Origin of the sequence: Pseudomonas sp. GM55 (assembly GCF_000282395.1) — a bacterium.
GTDB classification, from domain to species: domain Bacteria; phylum Pseudomonadota; class Gammaproteobacteria; order Pseudomonadales; family Pseudomonadaceae; genus Aquipseudomonas; species Aquipseudomonas fluorescens_CC.
Map to the genome: position 1 here is coordinate 56,894 of NZ_AKJJ01000034.1, position 19,691 is coordinate 76,584.

The 19,691-nt window shown below is 61.4% G+C and carries 24 protein-coding genes; 15 read left to right on the top strand and 9 right to left on the bottom strand.

Features of this window, described 5'->3' with window-relative positions; genetic code table 11:
• Window positions 1-101: 101 nt before the first annotated feature.
• The 5 genes from PMI31_RS05825 to ureC all read left to right on the top strand — a co-directional run bounded on the left by PMI31_RS05825 (window position 102) and on the right by ureC (window position 3,644).
• A complete protein-coding gene (locus PMI31_RS05825) occupies window positions 102-404 on the top strand; it encodes an urease subunit gamma (protein WP_007999380.1) in 303 nt (100 codons plus the stop codon).
• A 9-nt stretch (window positions 405-413) separates the two neighbouring features.
• Window positions 414-947: a GNAT family N-acetyltransferase gene (locus PMI31_RS05830; protein ID WP_008016828.1), complete on the top strand. Its 534-nt coding sequence runs from the start codon at window positions 414-416 to the stop codon at window positions 945-947.
• 6 nt (window positions 948-953) lie between these two features.
• Window positions 954-1,487, top strand: a complete 534-nt coding sequence (locus PMI31_RS05835) for a GNAT family N-acetyltransferase (RefSeq protein ID WP_008016829.1) — start codon at window positions 954-956, stop codon at window positions 1,485-1,487.
• A complete protein-coding gene (locus PMI31_RS05840) occupies window positions 1,487-1,792 on the top strand; it encodes an urease subunit beta (RefSeq protein ID WP_008016830.1) in 306 nt (101 codons plus the stop codon). The genes PMI31_RS05835 and PMI31_RS05840 overlap by 1 nt, the downstream gene beginning before the upstream one ends.
• Window positions 1,793-1,943: 151 nt before the next feature.
• A complete protein-coding gene (ureC, locus tag PMI31_RS05845) occupies window positions 1,944-3,644 on the top strand; it encodes an urease subunit alpha (RefSeq protein ID WP_008016831.1) in 1,701 nt (566 codons plus the stop codon).
• 136 nt (window positions 3,645-3,780) lie between these two features.
• On the opposite strand, the gene PMI31_RS05850 is transcribed toward ureC, so the two are convergent.
• Both PMI31_RS05850 and PMI31_RS05855 read right to left on the bottom strand, forming a co-directional pair.
• Entirely contained in the window at window positions 3,781-4,086 is a 306-nt protein-coding gene (locus PMI31_RS05850; RefSeq protein WP_008016832.1) for a chaperone modulator CbpM, read from the bottom strand.
• Between the two features lie 27 nt (window positions 4,087-4,113).
• On the bottom strand, window positions 4,114-5,058 hold the full coding sequence (locus tag PMI31_RS05855; RefSeq protein WP_008016833.1) for a DnaJ C-terminal domain-containing protein: 945 nt from the start codon (window positions 5,056-5,058) through the stop codon (window positions 4,114-4,116).
• A 298-nt stretch (window positions 5,059-5,356) separates the two neighbouring features.
• Between PMI31_RS05855 and PMI31_RS05860 the strand changes: the two genes are divergently transcribed.
• Complete coding sequence (locus tag PMI31_RS05860) at window positions 5,357-6,631, top strand: Hsp70 family protein (RefSeq protein WP_008016835.1); 1,275 nt, start codon at window positions 5,357-5,359, stop codon at window positions 6,629-6,631.
• Window positions 6,632-6,745: 114 nt separating this feature from the next.
• On the opposite strand, the gene PMI31_RS05865 is transcribed toward PMI31_RS05860, so the two are convergent.
• The 3 genes from PMI31_RS05865 to PMI31_RS05875 form a co-directional block, all read right to left on the bottom strand.
• Window positions 6,746-7,759: an AI-2E family transporter gene (locus PMI31_RS05865; RefSeq protein WP_008016836.1), complete on the bottom strand. Its 1,014-nt coding sequence runs from the start codon at window positions 7,757-7,759 to the stop codon at window positions 6,746-6,748.
• 178 nt (window positions 7,760-7,937) lie between these two features.
• On the bottom strand, window positions 7,938-8,246 hold the full coding sequence (locus tag PMI31_RS05870; RefSeq protein ID WP_008016837.1) for a PsiF family protein: 309 nt from the start codon (window positions 8,244-8,246) through the stop codon (window positions 7,938-7,940).
• 64 nt (window positions 8,247-8,310) lie between these two features.
• Complete coding sequence (locus PMI31_RS05875) at window positions 8,311-9,105, bottom strand: AraC family transcriptional regulator (RefSeq protein ID WP_043302231.1); 795 nt, start codon at window positions 9,103-9,105, stop codon at window positions 8,311-8,313.
• A 97-nt stretch (window positions 9,106-9,202) separates the two neighbouring features.
• On the opposite strand from PMI31_RS05875, the gene PMI31_RS05880 reads away from it, so the two are divergent.
• Window positions 9,203-10,090, top strand: coding sequence for a DMT family transporter (locus PMI31_RS05880; RefSeq protein WP_008016840.1), 888 nt, complete (start codon window positions 9,203-9,205; stop codon window positions 10,088-10,090).
• A 115-nt stretch (window positions 10,091-10,205) separates the two neighbouring features.
• Here PMI31_RS05880 and PMI31_RS05885 read toward each other — a convergent pair whose 3' ends face one another.
• From PMI31_RS05885 to PMI31_RS05895, 3 genes are all read right to left on the bottom strand, one after another.
• The gene (locus PMI31_RS05885; RefSeq protein ID WP_008016841.1) at window positions 10,206-11,096 is read right to left on the bottom strand and encodes an esterase/lipase family protein; all 891 of its coding nucleotides are present in this window, start codon (window positions 11,094-11,096) and stop codon (window positions 10,206-10,208) included.
• 107 nt (window positions 11,097-11,203) lie between these two features.
• Entirely contained in the window at window positions 11,204-11,509 is a 306-nt protein-coding gene (locus PMI31_RS05890; RefSeq protein ID WP_008016842.1) for a DMT family transporter, read from the bottom strand.
• Window positions 11,510-12,148 carry an FMN-dependent NADH-azoreductase gene (locus PMI31_RS05895; protein WP_043302233.1) on the bottom strand — a complete coding sequence of 213 codons (639 nt, stop codon included), beginning with the start codon at window positions 12,146-12,148 and terminating at the stop codon, window positions 11,510-11,512. It lies immediately after the preceding gene.
• Window positions 12,149-12,258: 110 nt separating this feature from the next.
• Here PMI31_RS05895 and PMI31_RS05900 point away from each other — a divergent pair, with 110 nt between their 5' ends.
• Window positions 12,259-13,191 carry a LysR substrate-binding domain-containing protein gene (locus PMI31_RS05900; protein ID WP_162130430.1) on the top strand — a complete coding sequence of 311 codons (933 nt, stop codon included), beginning with the start codon at window positions 12,259-12,261 and terminating at the stop codon, window positions 13,189-13,191.
• Here PMI31_RS05900 and PMI31_RS05905 read toward each other — a convergent pair.
• Window positions 13,181-15,250 (bottom strand): AsmA family protein, encoded by a 2,070-nt coding sequence (locus PMI31_RS05905; protein ID WP_008016845.1) that lies wholly within the window; start codon window positions 15,248-15,250, stop codon window positions 13,181-13,183. The two genes, PMI31_RS05900 and PMI31_RS05905, sit on opposite strands and share 11 nt — an antisense overlap.
• Window positions 15,251-15,326: 76 nt before the next feature.
• Here PMI31_RS05905 and PMI31_RS30710 point away from each other — a divergent pair, with 76 nt between their 5' ends.
• The 7 genes from PMI31_RS30710 to PMI31_RS05935 all read left to right on the top strand — a co-directional run bounded on the left by PMI31_RS30710 (window position 15,327) and on the right by PMI31_RS05935 (window position 19,670).
• Entirely contained in the window at window positions 15,327-15,632 is a 306-nt protein-coding gene (locus tag PMI31_RS30710) for a hypothetical protein (protein WP_157213263.1), read from the top strand.
• Window positions 15,629-16,183, top strand: a complete 555-nt coding sequence (locus PMI31_RS05910) for a hypothetical protein (protein WP_008016846.1) — start codon at window positions 15,629-15,631, stop codon at window positions 16,181-16,183. The genes PMI31_RS30710 and PMI31_RS05910 overlap by 4 nt, the downstream gene beginning before the upstream one ends.
• Window positions 16,184-16,355: 172 nt before the next feature.
• Window positions 16,356-16,988 (top strand): TetR family transcriptional regulator, encoded by a 633-nt coding sequence (locus tag PMI31_RS05915; protein WP_008016847.1) that lies wholly within the window; start codon window positions 16,356-16,358, stop codon window positions 16,986-16,988.
• Window positions 16,989-17,258: 270 nt separating this feature from the next.
• Entirely contained in the window at window positions 17,259-17,759 is a 501-nt protein-coding gene (ureE, locus tag PMI31_RS05920) for an urease accessory protein UreE (protein ID WP_008016848.1), read from the top strand.
• Window positions 17,756-18,430: an urease accessory protein UreF gene (locus PMI31_RS05925; protein ID WP_008016850.1), complete on the top strand. Its 675-nt coding sequence runs from the start codon at window positions 17,756-17,758 to the stop codon at window positions 18,428-18,430. The genes ureE and PMI31_RS05925 overlap by 4 nt, the downstream gene beginning before the upstream one ends.
• A gap of 23 nt (window positions 18,431-18,453) precedes the next feature.
• Complete coding sequence (gene ureG / locus PMI31_RS05930; RefSeq protein WP_008016851.1) at window positions 18,454-19,068, top strand: urease accessory protein UreG; 615 nt, start codon at window positions 18,454-18,456, stop codon at window positions 19,066-19,068.
• Between the two features lie 29 nt (window positions 19,069-19,097).
• A complete protein-coding gene (locus PMI31_RS05935) occupies window positions 19,098-19,670 on the top strand; it encodes a HupE/UreJ family protein (protein ID WP_008016852.1) in 573 nt (190 codons plus the stop codon).
• Window positions 19,671-19,691 lie beyond the last annotated feature (21 nt).

A 19,691-nucleotide genomic window follows, 5' to 3' on the forward strand; every position in this document is an offset into this window, starting at 1 on the left:
CTTTGGCGTCAGTCAGTACGCCTTCGCTGGCAAGCCAGCTCCTACAGGTTATGTATTTACAGATCCGAATATTTTTTATCTGCCCGGATGGATTCTCAACGATGGACCTGACCCCACGCGAAAAAGACAAGCTGCTGATCTTCACTGCCGGCCTGGTGGCCGAGCGGCGTTTGGCTCGCGGTGTGAAGCTCAATTACCCGGAGGCCATGGCCTACATTTCCGCCGCGCTGCTTGAGGGTGCCCGCGACGGCCAGACCGTGGCCGACCTGATGCACTTGGGCACCACCCTGTTGACCCGCGAGCAAGTGATGGAAGGCATCCCGGAAATGATCCCGGAAATCCAGGTCGAGGCCACTTTCCCCGACGGCACCAAACTGGTCACCGTCCACCAACCCATCGCCTGAGGCCACGCCATGACTTACCACATCCGCGATGCCGTGCATGCCGACCTGCCGGCCATCCGCGACATCTACAACGACGCGGTGCTCAACACCACCGCGATCTGGAACGAGCAGGCAGTCGACCTCGGCAACCGCCAGGCCTGGTTCAGCGCCCGGCAATCCCAGGCTTATCCGATTCTGGTGATCGTCGATGCCGACAACACCGTGCTCGGGTATGCATCGTTCGGTGACTGGCGGCCATTCGACGGTTTCCGCCATACCGTCGAGCACTCGGTCTACGTGCGCAGCGACCAGCGCGGTAACGGCCTCGGCCCGCAATTGATGGAAGCGCTGATCGAACGTGCCAAAGGCTGCGGCAAGCATGTGATGGTCGCCGCCATCGAAAGCGGTAACGCGGCCTCCATTCGCTTGCATGAGCGCATCGGCTTTATCACCACCGGGCAAATGCCTCAGGTCGGCACCAAGTTCGGCCGCTGGCTGGACCTGACGTTCATGCAATTGACCCTCAACCCCGGCGCCCAGCCGCCAGGCATCGACCAGGAGTAATGCCCGATGAACGCCGCCCAACTGCGACGCGTCAACGTTGAAAGCTTTGCGCATTATCGCCAGGGCCTGATCGACCTGCTGCTCGATGCCGTCGGCTATGGCGCCAGTGTCGGCTTCATGGCTGACCTCGATGCAACCCAGGCCCATGCCTATTTCGATGAGGTCCAGGACAACCTCAACAAGGGCAGTGTATTGCTGTGGGTGGTGGTCAAGGACGAGCAGGTGCAGGCCAGCGTACAGCTGAGTCTGTGCCAGAAAGCCAACGGCCTGAACCGTGCCGAAGTGCAGAAGTTGCTGGTACGCGAGCATGCGCGGCGTCGTGGACTGGGCCAGCAACTGATGAGCGCTCTGGAGGCGGCCGCCCTGCAGCACAAGCGCGGCTTGCTTTACCTCGACACCGAGGCCGGTTCACCCGCCGAAGCCTTCTACCAGTCCTTGGGCTATACCCGCGCCGGTGAGATTCCCGATTACGCCTGCGACCCGAGCGGCCGCTACAAGCCGACCGCCCTCTACTACAAGATTCTCCAAGGAGCCCATTGATGATTCCCGGTGAATACCAGATCCAGCCTGGCGAGATCGAGCTCAACGCCGGCCGGCGCACCCTCAGCCTGAAGGTGGCCAACAGCGGCGACCGGCCGATTCAGGTCGGCTCGCACTACCATTTTTTCGAAACCAACGACGCCCTGACTTTCGACCGCGCCGCCAGTCGCGGCATGCGCCTGAACATCCCGGCCGGCACGGCGGTACGTTTCGAACCGGGGCAGAGTCGCGTGGTGGAGTTGGTGGACCTGGCCGGGCATCGGCGGGTGTTCGGGTTTGCCGGGCGCATCATGGGTGATCTCTAAGTCATGCAGCGCCAGTACCGGCCCCTTCGCCGGCAAGCCGGCTCCTACAGGGAATCGCACTCCAATACCGTTTCCCCTGTAGGAGCTGGCTTGCCAGCGATAGCGAGCAACGCGAGCGGTCTCAAATCCAATTGAATTCCAAGGCGAACGAATGAAGATTTCCCGTCAAGCCTACGCCGACATGTTCGGCCCCACCGTCGGTGACAAGGTGCGTCTGGCCGATACCGAGTTGTGGATCGAAGTGGAACAGGACTTCACCACCTACGGCGAAGAAGTGAAATTCGGTGGCGGTAAAGTCATCCGTGACGGCCAGGGTCAGAGCCAGTTGCTGGCCGCCGAGGTGGTCGACACCCTGATCACCAACGCGCTGATCATCGATCACTGGGGCATCGTCAAGGCAGACGTCGGCCTCAAGGACGGGCGCATCGCGGCGATCGGCAAGGCCGGCAACCCGGACATCCAGCCCAACGTCAACATCGCCATTGGCGCCAGCACCGAAGTCATCGCTGGCGAAGGCATGATCCTCACCGCTGGTGGCATCGACACCCACATCCACTTCATCTGCCCGCAACAGATCGAAGAGGCATTGATGAGCGGCGTCACCACCATGATCGGTGGCGGCACCGGACCGGCCACCGGCACCAATGCGACCACATGCACTTCCGGGCCGTGGCACCTGGCGCGCATGCTCCAGGCCGCCGATGCGTTCCCGATGAACATCGGCCTGACCGGCAAAGGCAATGCCAGCCTGCCGGAGCCGTTGATCGAACAGGTCAAGGCCGGCGCAATCGGCCTCAAGTTGCATGAGGACTGGGGCACCACGCCTGCGAGTATCGACAACTGCCTGAGCGTGGCCGACCGGTTCGACGTGCAGGTGGCGATCCACACCGACACCCTCAACGAATCCGGCTTCGTCGAGACCACCATTGCCGCCTTCAAGGGCCGCACCATTCACACCTATCACACCGAAGGTGCCGGGGGCGGTCACGCGCCGGACATCATCAAGGCCTGCGGTCTTGCCAACGTGCTGCCGAGCTCCACCAATCCGACACGGCCGTTCACCCGCAACACCATCGATGAACACCTCGACATGCTGATGGTCTGCCATCACCTCGACCCGAGCATTGCCGAGGACGTGGCCTTCGCTGAAAGCCGCATTCGCCGCGAGACGATTGCCGCCGAAGATATCCTCCACGACCTCGGCGCCTTCTCGATGATCAGCTCGGATAGCCAAGCCATGGGACGGGTCGGCGAAGTCATCACGCGCACCTGGCAGACCGCCGACAAGATGAAAAAACAACGCGGGCCGCTACCCGGCGATGGCGCAGGCAACGACAACTTCCGCGCCAAACGCTACATCGCCAAATACACCATCAACCCGGCGATCACCCACGGCATCAGCCATGAAGTGGGTTCGGTCGAAGTGGGCAAATGGGCGGATCTGGTGCTCTGGCGTCCGGCGTTTTTCGGCGTGAAACCGACGCTGATTCTCAAGGGCGGTGCCATCGCGGCCAGCCTGATGGGCGACGCCAATGCCTCGATCCCGACGCCGCAACCGGTGCACTACCGCCCGATGTTCGCCAGCTTCGGCGGTTCGCTGCACGCCACCAGCCTGACCTTCATCAGCCAGGCAGCGCAGAATGCAGGCTTGCCTGAGGCGTTGGGCTTGAAGAAGAAAATCGCTGTGGTCAAAGGTTGCCGCGACGTGCAGAAAACCGACCTGATCCACAACGACTACCTGCCGAACATCGACGTCGATTCGCAGACCTATCAGGTCAAGGCCGATGGCGTGTTGCTGTGGTGCGAACCGGCGCAAACCCTGCCGATGGCCCAGCGATATTTCCTGTTCTGAGCCCTCGCCACACCATGAAACAGGCCTCGATGCCTTGCAGGACGCGAGGGATCAGGCTCGCTCCCACAGGTGAAATACGATCAACTGTGGGAGCGAGCCTGCTCGCGAAAGAGTCATGCCAGATGACCTGAAAACATCACTCCACCACCAACCGCCCCAGCCGCTGCTTGAGCATTTCGTTCTCGGCCCGCAGTTGCCGCACTTCCTCGAGCAGGTCCAGCGCCAGGGCGACGCCTTCCCATTCCAGATCAAGGTCGCGCCGCAGCTTGGCGGCGCGCTTGGCCAGGGTCAGCTCGTAGTCATTGAAACGCCAGTCCTTGGGCTGAGCGCCCTGAGGTTCGAGGATGCCGTGTTCGACGATTTCGATCACGTAGACGTCCGACAGCTCGGTCGCCTCACAGAATTCTGCCATGTCCAGTTGAACGTTCAGGGGACTGCTCATTGTCAGTGACTCCTTGGTTCCAAGGGATCAAAAATGCTCTCGCGGGTCGAACGCGGCTTTTTTCGCCAACTCCTGCCACAGGGCCTTGATGTCATCATCGGACTTCTTCGGCATCACGGCCTTCAGTTGCACGAACAGGTAACCACGCTCACCGGCCTTGTTCATCAGGCCATGGCCTTTGGCGCGCATGCGCTGGCCGTTCTGGCTGCCGGCCGGCACCTTGAGGTTGATCTTGCCGGTCAGGGTCGGCACGGCGACTTCGGCGCCCAGCGCCAGCTCCCACGGTGCCAGTGGCAAGGTGATGATCAGGTTCTCGCCTTCAACGTCGAATTTCGGGTGCGGCGCAAAACGGATCGTCAGGTACAGGTCGCCATTGGCCCCGCCACCCGTACCCGGCGCGCCCTGCCCCTTGAGGCGAATACGCTCGCCGTCGCTCACGCCAGCGGGGATCTTCACGTTCAGGCTTTTGCTGGTGTTGCTCACATGCTGGCCGGCCGCGTTGTACTGCGGTACCTGGAAGGTGACCTTCTTCGACTCGGTCGACAGTGTTTCTTCGAGAAAAACCCCAAGCTCCATTTCCACGTCCTGCCCTCGACGTCCTGTGCTGCGACGTGACTGTCCACCACCAAAGCCTGGCCCACGGTTGCCGAATATCGAACTGAAAAAGTCCGAGAAATCGCCCGTGTCCTGGCCGCCACCACCGAAACCGCCACGGCTCTGCCAGCCCGGTGGCCCCTGGAACGGCTGGCCATGCTGGCCATAGCGGCGCAGATCATCGTATTCGGCGCGTTTGTCGGCGCTTTTCAGTGCTTCATAGGCTTCCGAAGCGTCCTTGAACTTGGCCTCGGCATCCTTTTCCTTGCTGACGTCGGGGTGGTATTTGCGCGCCAGCTTGCGATAGGCGGCCTTGATCGCCTTATCGTCTGCGGTCGGTTCCACACCGAGAATCTTGTAATAGTCTTTGAAGTCCATCGCGGGAATCACCATCCGTTATCAAAATCGCGCCACGGGCCACAGCATGCGCTTGTTTGCAGCCATTGGTCTGACCGATCTCAAATTTGTGACCGGGCGGCGCAGCAGAAGTTTATCGGCAGCAGGCGGGGCTTCTTGCGAGCACTCCCGTGGCTGTCCGGTTGATGCAGGGTAGTTTGGGGGGGATGCCCCATCTTTCAAGGCATTGTTTGCGAAGAATTAGCAGATAACCGGCCTTCGAATCTGGCGCACTCTGACATACACTGCGCGGCCGTTTTTTAACCGGAACCTGAAAGACATGAACAACGCATCTCCAGCCCGTGCCGTGGGTATCGACTTTGGCACGTCCAACTCCACCGTCGGCTGGCTGCGCCCCGGCATGGAAACGCTGATCGCGCTGGAGGACGACAAGATCACCCTGCCGTCAGTGGTCTTCTTCAATATCGAAGAACGCCGCCCGGTGTACGGCCGGCTGGCACTGCACGAGTACCTGGAAGGCTACGAAGGCCGCCTGATGCGCTCGCTCAAGAGCCTGCTGGGTTCCAAGCTGATCAAGCACGACACCAGCGTCCTGGGCACGGCGATGCCGTTCAAGGACCTGCTCGGGCTGTTCATCGGCCAGCTCAAGGCCCGTGCCGAAGCGGCCGCCGGTCGCGAGTTCGAAGAAGTGGTGCTGGGTCGGCCGGTGTTCTTTGTCGATGATGACCCGATGGCCGACAAGGAAGCCGAAGACACCCTGGTCGAAGTGGCGCGCAAGATCGGCTTCAAGGAAGTCTCGTTCCAGTTCGAACCGATTGCCGCGGCATTCGACTACGAGTCGACCATCGAGAAAGAAGAGCTGGTGCTGATCGTCGACATCGGCGGTGGTACGTCCGACTTCTCCCTGGTGCGTCTGTCGCCAGAGCGTCGCGCTGTGGATAACCGTCAGGACGACATCCTCGCCACCGGCGGCGTGCACATCGGCGGAACCGACTTCGACAAACAACTTTCGCTGGCCGGCCTGATGCCCCTGTTCGGCTACGGCAGCCGGATGAAGAGCGGAGCCTACATGCCCACCAGCCACCACATGAACCTGGCGACCTGGCACACGATCAACTCGGTGTACTCGCAGAAGTCCCAGCTGGCCCTGGGCAGCATGCGCTATGACATCGAGGACACCGGCGGCATCGATCGCCTGTTCAAGCTGATCGAGCAGCGCGCCGGGCACTGGCTGGCGATGGAAGTGGAAGAAACCAAGATCCAGCTGACCCACGCCGACAGCCGCCACGTGCCGCTGGACCGCATTGAAGCGGGCCTGAGCGTGGACTTGAGCCGTGCACTGTTCGAGTCGGCCATCGACAGCCTGCTGGAGCGGGTGCGCAACAGCGTCACCCAACTGCTGGCAAACGCCGACGTGCGGGTCGACCAGGTCGATACGGTGTTCTTCACCGGCGGTTCGAGCGGTATCCCGGCGCTGCGCAACAGCGTTTCGGCGATGCTGCCGAAGGCGCGGCATGTGGAAGGGAATATCTTTGGCAGTATCGGTAGCGGTCTGGCGATCGAGGCTGCAAAGCGTTACGGCTCGATTGACTGATCCGAAATCTGCGGTACGCCCATCGCTGGCAAGCCAGCTCCTACAGGTATTGCGTCGCCCTTGTAGGAGCTGGCTTGCCAGCGATAGCGTCAGATCAGGTACGCAAGTACCGGATCAAACCATCCCCACCTGCTTCAACTCACTCTTCAGATACGCGTAGTAAATCGGCCCCGCCACCACCCCCGGCAGGCCGAACGCGGCCTCGAACACCAGCATCGCCAGCAGCAACTCCCACGACTTGGCACTGATCTGCCCGCCGACGATGCGCGCGTTGAGGAAGTATTCGAGCTTGTGGATAAAAATCAGGTAACCCAGCGCCGCCACGGCGACCCAGATCGACAGCGATAGACCGACGATGGTGATCAGGGTGTTCGACATCAGGTTGCCGATCACCGGCAGCAGGCCGAGCAGGAACGTCAGCACGATCAGGGTTTTGGTCAGCGGCAGCTTGATGCCGAACAGCGGCAGGATCACTGCCAGGAAAATCCCGGTGAAGAAGGTGTTGAGCAGGGAAATCTTGATCTGGGCGAACACGATGTTGCGAAACGCCTGGACCAGCAGGTGCAGGCGATCGAACAGCGCCGCAGCCAGCGGCTTGCGTTTGGTCAGGTCCGGCACACGCTGCAAGGCAATGATCGCCCCCAGCACCATGCCGATCAGCAAGGTCACGAACATGTGCGCCGCGTCCTTGCCCACCAGTTGCAAATCGCTGAGGTGCTTGCTGACCCATTCGCCAATCGCCACGCGAAACTCGGCGGCACTGGCCGGCAGATAGGCGTCGATGAACGGCGGCAGTTGTCCGCGTGCGCGGTCGACCACCCCCATGAACTTGTCGAGGGAAGCACCGGGGTTTTCCGCTTCGTGCAGCAGAAAACTGATGGCGCCGGCAAAGATCAGCGACAGTACGCTGACAATCAGAGTCCCCAGCAACGCCACTGCCAGCCAACGTGCACGTCGGCCTTCAATCAGTCGTTGCAGTTGCGGGGTGAGCATGTTGACCAGTTCGAACACCAGCAGCCCGGCGAGCAGGCTGGGCAGCAACCGCAGCGGCAGGACCAGCAGCAGCCCGCCAAAAATGATGACCCAGCTGATGACCAGCAAAACTTGACGCTGAGAAAACGTTGGCATACAGCCTCAAAAACGAACGGCATAAAAAGGATTGGCAGTCTGCCAGCGATCCGGTGCGAGCACTAGGGATTGTGTGGGGCGACCTGTAGGAGCTGGCTTGCCAGCGATGGGCTCACCACGGTGACCTGATACTCCGCGTCATTTTCATCGCCGGCAAGCCGGCTCCTACAAGTGCAAATTATTTCTTCTTCAGGCAATCACTCATGAATGCCTTGCGCTCATCACCCTTGAGAGCTTTGGTGGCGGCGTCGGCATTGCAGGTCTTCATCTTTTCTTGCTGAGGGGTCAAGGCTTTACCGGCCTCGTTTGCCGCCGGCGCGGCCTTCAGGCAGGTGCTCATGAAGGCTTTGCGCTCGTCACCCTTGAGGCTTTTGGCCGTGGCGTCGGCGTTGCAGGTAGTCATTTTGTTCTGTTGGGCCGTGGCCGCGAAACCCTGGGAACAGAGCAGCAAACCGATAATCAACAAAGGGACACGCAACATCTTCATGGAGTTTTCTCCTGGTTGCCACACCGAGGGGCGCGGCCTTGTACTGGAGTGTAGACAACCCCTGTTACACCTTCCTGTTCTCCAGATGGCTGCGTCGATACTGCTCCGGCGTGCACCCGGCCTGGCGCTGGAACATCGCGATAAACGCAGAACCAGTGCTGTAGCCCATGTCGAAGGCGATTTCCTGAATGCTTCGCGGGCTATCCAGCGCTTCGATCGCCGCCAGAAAGCGCAGGCGCTGGCGCCACTCACCGAAACTCATGCCCAGCTCGCGCATGAACTGCCGTGCCAGTGTGCGCTCGCTGACATGGATGCGCGCGGCCCACTCCGACAGCGGCCGGTTATCCCCAGGCTCGGCCTGCAACGCCTCCAGGATCCCCAGCAATCCGGGGCTGCTGGCGTAGGGCAGATAACACTCGTGCACCGGGGCCTGTTGTAGCTGGTCCACCAATACCTGGGCCAGACGCTGATCGGCGGCCTGTTCGGGAATTTTCACATCCCGGGCAGCGAAGTCCTTGAGGATCGCCTTGAGGATGTCGCTGATGGCCAGGGTGCAGGCTCGCGACGGCAGATCGGCGCACACCTTGGGTGCCAGGCACACGGCGCGGTAGTTGACCGGCTGGTGGCTATAGAAACTGTGCTCGATCTGCGGCGGTACCCACACCGCGTATTGCGGTGGCGACATGAAACGGCTGCCCTCGACGTCCATGTGCAGCACGCCATGGGCTGCATATTCCAGCGTCCCCCAAGGATGTCGATGGGGTGCGGCGTATTCGTGGGCGTCGAAATCGGCGTAGCGGAAGTACACCGCCGACGGCAGTTCGCTGAAATCCAGCAGGTCGATGTGTTTACTGCTCATGCTGTCCGTCATCAGGGGCGGGTTGTCTGGTTCGAAGTATAGGCTTGCATCCAGACAAGCGGATAATTGCCCTTCATTAACGTTCTGGTTTTTCCCGATGCAATACGCTTATCCCCTGCTGGCTATTTTTATCTGGGCCGGCAACACCGTGATCACCAAAATGTCGGCCGGGGCGATCTTCCCCGCCGAGATCGGTTTCTACCGCTGGCTGCTGGCCGGGTTGCTGTTCACGCCCTTCATGCTCAAGCCAGTGCTCGCTCATTGGCCGCTGATCCGCCCGAACCTGGGCAAGATCCTTGTCCTCGGTGTTCTCGGCATGGCGGTCTATCAAAGCCTGGCGTACTTCGCCGCGAGCCTGACCTCGGCCACCAACATGGGCATCATCCTGTCGCTGATGCCGCTGATGTCGCTCGCCATGGCAATCATCAGCCTCGGCCAGCGCCTGACCATGGGGGCCCTGGCCGGTGCCGCGCTGTCATTCACCGGTGTCCTGGTGGTGGTGTCATCCGGCAGCCTTGAGGTATTGCTGGAGCACGGGGTCAACCTGGGCGACGCGATGATGCTGATCGCCACCCTGGCCTACGCGGTCTACAGCACCCTGTTGAAAAAATGGCAGCTGAAACTGCCGCCGCTGGTGCTCCTGTATTTGCAGGTGCTGGTGGCCGTGGTGGTGTTGTTTCCGCTGTTCCTCGCCTCACCGAAAGTCGGCCCGACCCTGCAGAACATTCCACTGGTGCTGTATGCCTGCCTGCTGGCTTCGATGGTTGCGCCGCTGGCGTGGATGCAGGCCGTGGTGCGTTTGGGGCCGAGCCGGACCACGCAGTTTTTCAACTTGCTGCCGGTGATTACGGCATTGATTGCGGCGGTGGTGCTGCATGAACAACTGGCGATGTATCACCTGGTGGGCGGGGTGTTGACCTTGGGCGGGGTGATTGTTTCCGAGCGCTGGACGATGGTGTTGGGTCGTAAGGCCTGCGTTGCCTGATCCGGCGCCTTCGCGGGCAAGCCACGCTCCCACAGGTTTTGTGTCGAATCTGAAATCTGTGAGCAACCGGAAACCTGTGGGAGCGTGGCTTGCCCGCGATGAACGATAACGCGGACTAGAGCCCAGCCGCGTTGAGCCGCGCCGCATGCTCGACAAACAACCGGATCGGCTCGGCCCCCTTGCCTACCAACCCCAGCGACTGGTTGACGATATCGAAGTGATCCAGAGGATATTCATCGCCAATCACCGTCCCCAGGTGTGAGCTATAGCGTCCGACCATGCCATCGCAATGCCCGGCTTCGCGGACGAAGGTTTTGGCGAACAACCGGCAACTGCGGTTGGTGCCGTCCAGCAGATTGCGCCCGCGATCGGTAATGCCCGGTTGCAAGGTGCCGGACCAGGAGTAATAACGCACGCCGTTGACCTCTTCCGCTCCGTGACCGCCCCAGATGTCGGGCAGCCCCTGTGGATAACGCTGGTTGAACAGCGCGACGCCAGCGGTGGTGAGGGAATGGTGGGACGCATGGATATCCACCGGCAGCTTCGGCCCGCGGTAACCGGTATCCAGCCACGCCATCAGCGCGCCAATCATCCGCAGCAAAAAGCACAGCAGTCGGCCACGTACACTGTCATGGGAATAATGCTCGTGCAGGTAATCGGCGAGTTCCGAACCGTGATTCGGCCCCGCCACCGAGGTTACCGATGCCACCAGATCAGGACGCTTGGCCGCTGCATAACGGGCGGTCAGCGAGCCCTGGCTATGCCCTATCAGGTTGACCTTGCCGGCACCGGTTTCCCGCAGGATTTCGTCGATACGCGCCAGCAATTGCTCACCGCGCACCTCGTTCGAGTTGAGCGGCGAGACCTGCACCGCGAACACCACCGCACCACCACGGCGCAATGCCTCGACGATCCCGTACCAGTACGGATAAAGCACCAGGCGGATGAACCCGAGCATTCCGGGTACCAACACCAGCGGGTAGCGCGGGGCAGAACCTTGCGACATGGGTGGACATCCTTGTGGTCGGGGGGTGACGCAAGGCGGGGTGCAGGACATCCACCCAGCATCACCAGCGAAGATGACAACTCGACGACAAGTCTATGTCATCCACCCTACTTCAACCCCGCCACACCCGCCACGATCAGCCCGACCGAGACCAGTTTGATCGCAGTCAGGCTTTCACCCAGCAGCGCGAAACCGAGAAACACCGTGCCCAGCGAACCGATGGCGGTCCAGATCGGGTAGGCAATGCTCACCGGCAATTCGCGCATGGCCAGGGTCAGGAAGTAGATCCCGCCCACCGCGGCCACCACGGTGATCAACGAAGGCCAGAGCCGGGTGAAGCCCTCGGCGTACTTCATGCCCATGGCGAAGGTGACTTCGAACCCGGAGGCGACCAGCAGAAACAGCCAGGCCATCTAGAACTCCCCGGCCAGCGCCAACAAGCGCCGCTCGGCCTCGGCGGCGGAGATTTCAAAGGTGCGCTCGGCGGATTCTTCACCCTCGGCGGCCACCACGGTGACGTCCGTGATGCCGATGAATCCGAGCACCGTGCGCAGTAGCTTGTCGGCATGGTTCATGGCTTCCAGCTCGCCTCCCGGGCCAAAACCGAAGCCGCCACGGCTGGTGATGATCAGGGCTTTTTTGCCCTGCACCAAAGGCTGGTACTGGGCCACGCCATTGTCCAGGGTGTGATCGAAGGTCACCCCGACCCGCACGATCTGATCGATCCACGCCTTGAGGCCGCTGGGCACGCTGAAGTTGTGCATCGGCGTGGAAATCAGCAACACATCGTGGCCCAGCAGTTCGCCGACCAGCTCGTCGCTGAGCGCCAGGTCGGCCTGCATCGAAAGTGGCCGGGCGTCGGGCTCGGGGTAAAACGCGGCCGCCACGAATGCCTCGTTGACCGGCGGTATCAGCGCCCGACCGACTTCGCGCCGGGTCAACTGCGCTTGCGGATGACGGGCCTGCCAAGCCGCCAGAAACACTTCGGCCAAACGACGGGAGTGAGAGCGGTCACCACGGGGACTGGCATGTACGGCAAGAATTTTACTCATCTGAACCTCCTCAAGGACTAAACTCAAACGGCTTGTGGCTTGTAGCTTGAGGCTCATAGCTGCGCCTCTTCAAATGAGCAAAAATCAGTCAGGGTGAATCCATTTCATCCGTGGAGTTTTCAATGTTCGCCTCGCTGCCCTTGACCGCCCTGCGCGCCTTCGAATCCGCCTCTCGCTTGTTGAGCTTCAAGGCGGCCGCCGAAGAACTGTCGGTCACCCCGACGGCGGTGTCCCATCAGATCCGCTCCCTGGAGAGCTGGCTCGGCGTGCCGTTGTTCGAGCGCCTGCCACGCCAGGTGCGCCTGACCGAATGCGGCGAACGGCTGTTCCAGAGCTTGCACGGGGCTTTCCTCGAAGTGGCGCAAAGTGTCGATACCCTGCGCCCGCAACGCAGCGGCGCCAACCTGACGGTGTCCACCACCGCTGCCTTCGCCGCGCTGTGGCTGGTGCCACGACTGGGACGCTTCTACGCTCGGCACCCGAACATCAACGTGCGCCTCGATACCCACTGCGAAGTCATCGATCTGCATCAGGACGCCAGTGTCGATCTGGTGCTGCGCTACAGCCTCGACGATTACCCCAACCTGTACGGCCAGTGCCTGTTCGATGAGTCCTTCGGTGTCTACGGTTCCCCTGAACAGGTGGCCCTGGCAGTGAGTCGTGCCCCGACGCTGATCAGCGTGCGCTGGCACAACTCGAAGCTGTATGCCCACGGCTGGGAGGCCTGGTGCGCCCGCTCCGGCGAAACCTGGCTGAGCGGCCGGCCCGCGGTGCGCGAATACGACGAAGAGCATTACGCCCTGCAAGCGGCGATTGCCGGGCAAGGTCTGGTGTTGGCAAGCAATATCCTGGTGTCGGAAAGCGTGGCCAGTGGTCTGTTGCTGCCGTACCGGGGCGAAATCCAGGTCGATGGCGCTGGCTATAGCGCACTGTGCGTGCCGGGACGCGAACGTCATCCACCGGTTCGGGCGTTTTTTGCGTGGCTGCGTGAAGAGGCATTGTTGTCCGGGCATGCAGTGCGCGGATCAGCGATCAGTTTTTGACGGTCTTGGGCACCTTGCCCGCCTTCATTTGCTCCAGCAACGGCGCGCATTGATTCGGCTCGCCCCCACTCGGCGCCACCAGCGCGAGCAACCCGGCCGCCGGTGCGGCGATCACGCCCAGCGCCACCATCCCGGCTCCGCGCAGCATCAACGGCACGGCCTTGACCCCGGCATCGGGCTTGATGAACTTGCCGCGCACATACAGCGGCGAGCGCAATGAAAGCAGGCGCCAGCCCTTGGATTCCGGGGTGATGGTCAGGTCCAGTTGTTCGGTCGCCATGTTAGCGGTGCCGTCGATGTAGATGATGGCGTTCTCGGTATCGAACACAAACAAGCGGGTACTCGCCAGACCGGACTGGATACCGAAGTCGGCGGCCGCGCAGTTGATCTTCACTTCCTTGTCGCCAAAGATCTTGCCAACCACGTAGTTGCCGACGTTCAGGCCCGCCAGCTCCATCAGTTCGCGACTGATGGCGCCATCGTTGATCAGCATTTTCAGATTGCCATTGGCGCTGCCCAGCAGCTTGGCCACCGAATTGCCGCGCCCGCTGATATCGGCATCGCCGTTGAGTTCGCCAAAACTGGTTTTCATTGGCTCAAAGCCGGGGAACAACTGCTTGAGCTTGAAGCCCCGTGCGGTGAGTTTTGCCTGGCCTTGCAACGGCTCGGCATGGCCGTTCAGGCGAATCTGCGCATCCAGCTTGCCGCCGGCCACGCCGAAGCGCAGCGGCTCGAGACTGAGCACGCCATCGGTGAGCACCAGATGGGTATAGAGGTCGTTGAACGGCAGTTTTTCGCTGTGCACGATGCGCTTGCCGGTGAACTCGACATCGGCATCCATATCGCGCCAGCGATCGGTCTTGAATTCTTCGACCGGCAGCACCTTGTCCGCCGGCTGTTTGCTGTCACCGCCACGGGCCTTCTGTTCAGCGTTGGAGTCAGCACCGATCAGCGGCGCCAGATCAGCGAACAGCAATTGATTGGACAACAGCGAGCCGCTGAGTTTTGGCCGTGGCTGGCTGGCCACGTAAGTCAGATTGCCGTGGATGTCACTCTCGCCGATCTTGCCGTTGAATTCTTCATAGCGAAACACCGCGCCACCGGCCTCGTGCAACCTGGCAATCAGGTGGCCGTCGGTGGCATAGGGTGGCGTGTCCGGCAGGGTTACGCCGGTCAGCGGGTAGAGGTTGCCCAGGCTGGTGCCGGCCAGTTTCAGGCGCAGGTCGAGGGCGCCGAGATTCATCGGATCGGTCAGGGTGCCGGCCAGTTCAACGCTGGAATCGGCGATCTTCACCTGTGCCTGAAGCGGAAACGGTCGTGCCGCATCCTGCAATGCCAACAGCCCGCCAATCTTGCCCTGGCCCGCGAGCTTCTGGCCGTGGTACTGGCCGTTGACCTTGAGGGCGAATGCATAATCCTGGGGCGACGAGCCCTTTTCCTGCGCGGCTTTCGCCACTTTGTCGCCGACAATATCGCTGAACGGAACCGGTTTGCCCAATGGATCGATCAGCACGTCGAGTTGAGTCTTCAGGCTCTGGTCGTCGAGGATGACGTGGCCCTTGTCGAAGCCGATCGCGCCAATATCCACCCCCCAGCTGGAAGGCTCGGCGTTCGGGTCTTTCGGGTCGAGTTTGAAGACCCAGTTGGCGCGCCCGTCAGCCAGGCGTTGCAGGTGGGCATACGGCTCGGTGAGATCGATACGCGGGATCACCACCCGCTGCGCCAGCAATGCCAGGGGTGAAATACGCAGTTCGACGCGCTTGAGGGTGACCATCTGCGGTTGCTTTGACCAGTCCGGATTGCCCAGGCTGAGGTCCTCGGCCACCACGTGGGGCCACGGCACCCAGGCGCGCCAGCCGCTTTCATCGGGTTCGGGCCGCCAGACCACCGACAGATTGCCGTTAATCGCAAAAGCCCGGTGCAGTTCTTCGGAAACTTTGGCGCTGAGTGGCGGTTTGATCCGGTTCCAGTCGAAGAACACGATGATCAGCACCAGTACCGCCAACAAGGTAAGGAAAGTGGAAAGGGTCCAGACAAACGTCTTTTGAGTGCGCGTCATTGCACAGGGCTCCTGATACGACCGGGCGCCCCGACTGCGACGCACATGTGAAACGGTGAGCCGCAAGCGGCTCGCCATGAAGTCTACGACCGATAAAAATCCGCCAGGTTTAATCGACAGACAGATTTCGCCAAGTCAAACAATGACCAGCCAGTCAATCAGCGTTACCGGCCCCGCACTTTTGCATGTCACAGGTGAGTCGAAAATACCCACATCAGTGCAGAACAATTCGCCTGAAACGCCCGGCCTAGAGCTTCTGCAGCAAACAATCAATTCCGTTGATTATTACCATTGCGTTTATGAACTTTTATATCGACTTATCGAGAGTAGCATTGCTCTCGTGCCCACTTATTCGCCCCCACAAGGAGCAAAACAATCATGAAACGCCAACTCCTGCTTAGCCTTTCCCTCTCGATGCTGGCCAGCACTGCCTTTGCCCTGCCAGCCGCTGACCAGGCCACGCCACAAGTGAAACAGAACCACTCGGTGTTCAGCCAGACCGTCGCCGCCGATGGCTCCGAACGCACGCCACAAGGCCAGACCCTTGCCGAAGGCGGCAATGATCGCCTGAAAGAAAAAGGCCTGATCACTCAGGATGGCTCGGACCGTACTCCACAAGGCCAAACCCTGGCTGCCGATGGTTCGGATCGCACCCCACAAGGCCAGACCCTCGCCGCTGACGGTTCGGATCGCACCCCACAAGGCCAGACCCTGGCTGCCGACGGTTCCGACCGCACCCCACAAGGCCAGACCCTGGCTGCCGACGGTTCCGACCGCACCCCACAAGGCCAGACCCTGGCTGCCGACGGTTCGGATCGCACCCCACAAGGTCAAACCCTGGCTGCCGACGGTTCGGATCGTACTCCACAAGGTCAAACCCTCGCTGAAGGCGGTGGTGACCGTGTGATCGAACGCAACAGCGCCCTGAGCTAAGTCCCATGGCCGCCTCGAAAAGAAGCCCAATCCCCGGATTGGGCTTTTGACTTTTCAGCGGTCCGCTGGATAGATACCGCACTTCCCCGCTGGATCCCCCCACAGTCGTTCGACGCCGGCAAAGCCGATTTGCTAGAGTGCGCCGCGTCCCAGTCCAGAAAACGCCCTTGCGATGCTGCCCCGCGCCGAACAGAAGCAACAGACCCGTAACGCCCTGATGGACGCTGCCCGGCGCTTGATGGACGGCGGCCGAGGATTCGGCAGCCTGAGCCTGCGCGAAGTCGCGAAAACCGCCGGCATCGTGCCGACCGGTTTCTACCGCCATTTTGCCGATATGGATGAATTGGGCCTGGTGCTGGTCAGCGAAGTCGGCCAGACATTCCGCGAAACCATTCGCTTGGTACGACACAACGAATTCGTGATGGGCGGCATCATCGATGCCTCGGTGCGGATCTTTCTCGACGTGGTCAGCGCCAACCGTTCGCAGTTCCTGTTTCTCGCCCGCGAGCAATACGGCGGTTCGCTGCCGGTGCGCAAGGCCATCGGCCGCTTGCGTGAAGACATCAGTTCGGATCTGGCGGCGGATTTGTCACTGATGCCGAAACTGCAGCATTTGGACATCGCCGACCTGAGCGTCATGGCGGACCTGATCGTCAAAAGCGTGTTCGCCACCCTGCCAGACATCATCGATCCGCCAACCGAAGCCTTGCCCGAGCACCTGACGCCCCAGGCGAAAATCACCCAGCAACTGCGGTTTATCTTTATCGGCCTCAAGCATTGGCAAGGCCTCGGCAGCACTGAATAAGCAACCTGTAGGAGCGAGCTTGCTCGCGATGGCGTCGGCACCGTCAGCATTCATATGACAGACACACTGCCATCGCGAGCAAGCTCGCTCCTACAGAGATGCGCATCGCATCATCTTGGTGCGCACCGCAAAAGCAACGCACTAAATTCATCCAAAAACCTCACGCCAAAAAAACCGTCCTACGCCCCCATCAGGCATTTCCTACGCATCACGTCGATTGGCAAGCCCCTTGCTCTAGCCTGAGCATTGTTCATTGCTGGAAGCCTTCCGATGCTGGTGATTCACCGCAGAATCGACCCTCAACCCGTTTGGGCCGCCGAACTGCATCTGACGTTCGAAGCCCGCAGCAAAAGCCGTTTACGCTGTTTCAGTGCCGAAGGCGAAGACGTCGGCTTGTTTTTGGCGCGCGGCCAGCCGCCCTTGCATGACGGTGAATGCCTGCAAGCCGAAGACGGGCGAATCGTGCGTGTCTGCGCCCGCCCCGAACAATTGCTGCACGTCACCTGCGCCAATGCCTTCGAACTGACCCGCGCGGCCTATCACCTTGGCAACCGTCATGTCGCCCTGCAAGTTGGCGACGGCTGGTTGCGCCTGCTCGACGATTACGTGCTCAAGGCCATGCTCGAACAACTCGGCGCCGTTGCCTCGAACATCGAAGCGCCGTTCCAGCCGGAACACGGTGCCTATGGTGGTGGCCACCATCATTCGCGACACGGTGATGAAGACTTCAACTACGCACCGAAACTGCACCAGTTCGGCGTACGCCCATGAACCCGGCCTGGGCACTGCTGCGTCTGGCCAGTCCGCAATTGCCGATTGGCGGCTACAGCTACTCCCAGGGGCTGGAAATGGCGGTGGATAACGGCCGCGTAAACGACTCCGACAGCGCCCGACGCTGGATCAGCGATCAATTGTTGCTGAACCTGGCCCGCTTCGAAGCACCGTTGCTGCTCGCCCATTGCATGGCCGCCAGTGAGGACAACTGGGGCCAATTGCTGCAACGCTGTGAGGAACACCGCGCCAGTCGCGAAACCCGCGAGCTGCATCAGGAGAGCCGGCAGATGGGCTACTCGTTGCAGCAATTGCTCAACGGCTTGCCGGAACTCGACACACCCGCCCGCACCTTCCTCGAACAACGCACCGAGCCACATCTGGCCCTGGGTTGGGCGTTGGCCGCACGCGCCTGGCAGATCAACCCGCAGGACGCCCTGGCCGCGTGGCTGTGGAGCTGGCTGGAAAACCAATTGGCGGTGCTGATGAAGACCTTGCCACTGGGTCAGCAAGCCGCCCAACGCCTGACCAGCGAACTGTTGCCGCTGCTTCAACAAGCCCAACAGAACGCCAGTCAAGTCGATCCCGATCATTTCGGCAGCGCCGCTTTCGGCCTGTCCCTGGCGTGTATGGCCCATGAGCGCCAATACAGCCGCCTGTTCCGTTCCTAGGGCCCCTTATTTTGGAGAACCACATGAACACACAACCCCTGCGTGTCGGCATCGGCGGCCCGGTCGGCTCCGGCAAAACCGCCCTGACCCTGGCCCTGTGCCTGGCCCTGCGCGAGCGCTACAACCTGGCCGTCGTGACCAACGACATCTACACCCGCGAAGACGCCGATTTTCTGGTGCGCAACGAAGCCCTGGCGCCGGAACGCATCATTGGCGTGGAAACCGGCGGCTGCCCGCACACGGCCATCCGCGAAGACGCCTCGATCAACCTCGAAGCCGTGGATCAACTCAATCGCCGTTTTCCGGGGCTGGACTTGATTCTCGTGGAGTCCGGTGGCGACAACCTCTCCGCGACCTTCAGCCCGGAACTGTCCGACCTGACGATCTACGTGATCGACGTATCCGCCGGCGACAAGCTGCCGCGCAAGGGTGGGCCGGGGATCTGCAAATCCGACCTGCTGGTGATCAACAAGATCGACCTGGCGCCGCTGGTCGGCGCCTCGCTGGAGATGATGAACAGCGACACCCGGCGCATGCGCAACGGCAAGCCATTCGTGTTCAGCAACCAGAAAACCGGCCTGGGCCTGGAAGAGATCATCGCTTTCATCGAACGCCAGGGATTGCTGACCGCGGCCTGATTACGACTTATCAACAAGGAAGCTTATCCATGACATTCAAACGCATTCTCGGCGCCCTGGCCCTGCTGCTGACCCCGGCCCTCGCCTTCGCCCATCCGGGGCATGGCGACAACGGCTTGATCGCCGGAATCAGCCATCCGCTTGGCGGTCTCGATCACCTGCTGGCGATGCTCGCGGTGGGGTTGTGGGCGGCACAGCAACAAGGTGCCGCACGCTGGGCGCTGCCGTGCACTTTTGTCGGCACCCTGCTGATCGGCGGACTGTTGGGCTTTGAGGGATTGAACCTGCCGGCACTGGAGAGCGGGATTGCCGCGTCGGTGTTCGCATTGGGTCTGGCCGTGGCATTGGCGGTGCGTCCACCGCTGGGCATGGCGGTGGCTGCGACGGCGTTGTTTGCGCTGTTCCATGGCGTGGCCCATGGCCTGGAGTTGCCGGAGATGTCGAGTCCCTGGACCTACGCCGCAGGCTTCGTCGCGGCGACGGCAGTATTGCACGCGGCAGGTTATGCGCTGGTGCGGATATTGCCGCAGGCGGCGGCACCGTTGGTGCGATTGGCGGGTGCGGCGTCGGCAGCGACCGGTGTGTGGTTGTTGGCGGGTTGATTCCTCGGCGCCTGACCTGAC

Coding starts and splice junctions, on each gene's coding strand:
- PMI31_RS05825 (WP_007999380.1), top strand. CDS start 102: ATGGACCTGACCCCACGCGAAAAAGACAAGCTGCTGATCTTCACTGCC.
- PMI31_RS05830 (WP_008016828.1), top strand. CDS start 414: ATGACTTACCACATCCGCGATGCCGTGCATGCCGACCTGCCGGCCATC.
- PMI31_RS05835 (WP_008016829.1), top strand. CDS start 954: ATGAACGCCGCCCAACTGCGACGCGTCAACGTTGAAAGCTTTGCGCAT.
- PMI31_RS05840 (WP_008016830.1), top strand. CDS start 1,487: ATGATTCCCGGTGAATACCAGATCCAGCCTGGCGAGATCGAGCTCAAC.
- ureC (WP_008016831.1), top strand. CDS start 1,944: ATGAAGATTTCCCGTCAAGCCTACGCCGACATGTTCGGCCCCACCGTC.
- PMI31_RS05850 (WP_008016832.1), bottom strand. CDS start 4,086: ATGAGCAGTCCCCTGAACGTTCAACTGGACATGGCAGAATTCTGTGAG.
- PMI31_RS05855 (WP_008016833.1), bottom strand. CDS start 5,058: ATGGACTTCAAAGACTATTACAAGATTCTCGGTGTGGAACCGACCGCA.
- PMI31_RS05860 (WP_008016835.1), top strand. CDS start 5,357: ATGAACAACGCATCTCCAGCCCGTGCCGTGGGTATCGACTTTGGCACG.
- PMI31_RS05865 (WP_008016836.1), bottom strand. CDS start 7,759: ATGCCAACGTTTTCTCAGCGTCAAGTTTTGCTGGTCATCAGCTGGGTC.
- PMI31_RS05870 (WP_008016837.1), bottom strand. CDS start 8,246: ATGAAGATGTTGCGTGTCCCTTTGTTGATTATCGGTTTGCTGCTCTGT.
- PMI31_RS05875 (WP_043302231.1), bottom strand. CDS start 9,105: ATGAGCAGTAAACACATCGACCTGCTGGATTTCAGCGAACTGCCGTCG.
- PMI31_RS05880 (WP_008016840.1), top strand. CDS start 9,203: ATGCAATACGCTTATCCCCTGCTGGCTATTTTTATCTGGGCCGGCAAC.
- PMI31_RS05885 (WP_008016841.1), bottom strand. CDS start 11,096: ATGTCGCAAGGTTCTGCCCCGCGCTACCCGCTGGTGTTGGTACCCGGA.
- PMI31_RS05890 (WP_008016842.1), bottom strand. CDS start 11,509: ATGGCCTGGCTGTTTCTGCTGGTCGCCTCCGGGTTCGAAGTCACCTTC.
- PMI31_RS05895 (WP_043302233.1), bottom strand. CDS start 12,148: ATGAGTAAAATTCTTGCCGTACATGCCAGTCCCCGTGGTGACCGCTCT.
- PMI31_RS05905 (WP_008016845.1), bottom strand. CDS start 15,250: ATGACGCGCACTCAAAAGACGTTTGTCTGGACCCTTTCCACTTTCCTT.
- PMI31_RS30710 (WP_157213263.1), top strand. CDS start 15,327: ATGAAGTCTACGACCGATAAAAATCCGCCAGGTTTAATCGACAGACAG.
- PMI31_RS05910 (WP_008016846.1), top strand. CDS start 15,629: ATGAAACGCCAACTCCTGCTTAGCCTTTCCCTCTCGATGCTGGCCAGC.
- PMI31_RS05915 (WP_008016847.1), top strand. CDS start 16,356: ATGCTGCCCCGCGCCGAACAGAAGCAACAGACCCGTAACGCCCTGATG.
- ureE (WP_008016848.1), top strand. CDS start 17,259: ATGCTGGTGATTCACCGCAGAATCGACCCTCAACCCGTTTGGGCCGCC.
- PMI31_RS05925 (WP_008016850.1), top strand. CDS start 17,756: ATGAACCCGGCCTGGGCACTGCTGCGTCTGGCCAGTCCGCAATTGCCG.
- ureG (WP_008016851.1), top strand. CDS start 18,454: ATGAACACACAACCCCTGCGTGTCGGCATCGGCGGCCCGGTCGGCTCC.
- PMI31_RS05935 (WP_008016852.1), top strand. CDS start 19,098: ATGACATTCAAACGCATTCTCGGCGCCCTGGCCCTGCTGCTGACCCCG.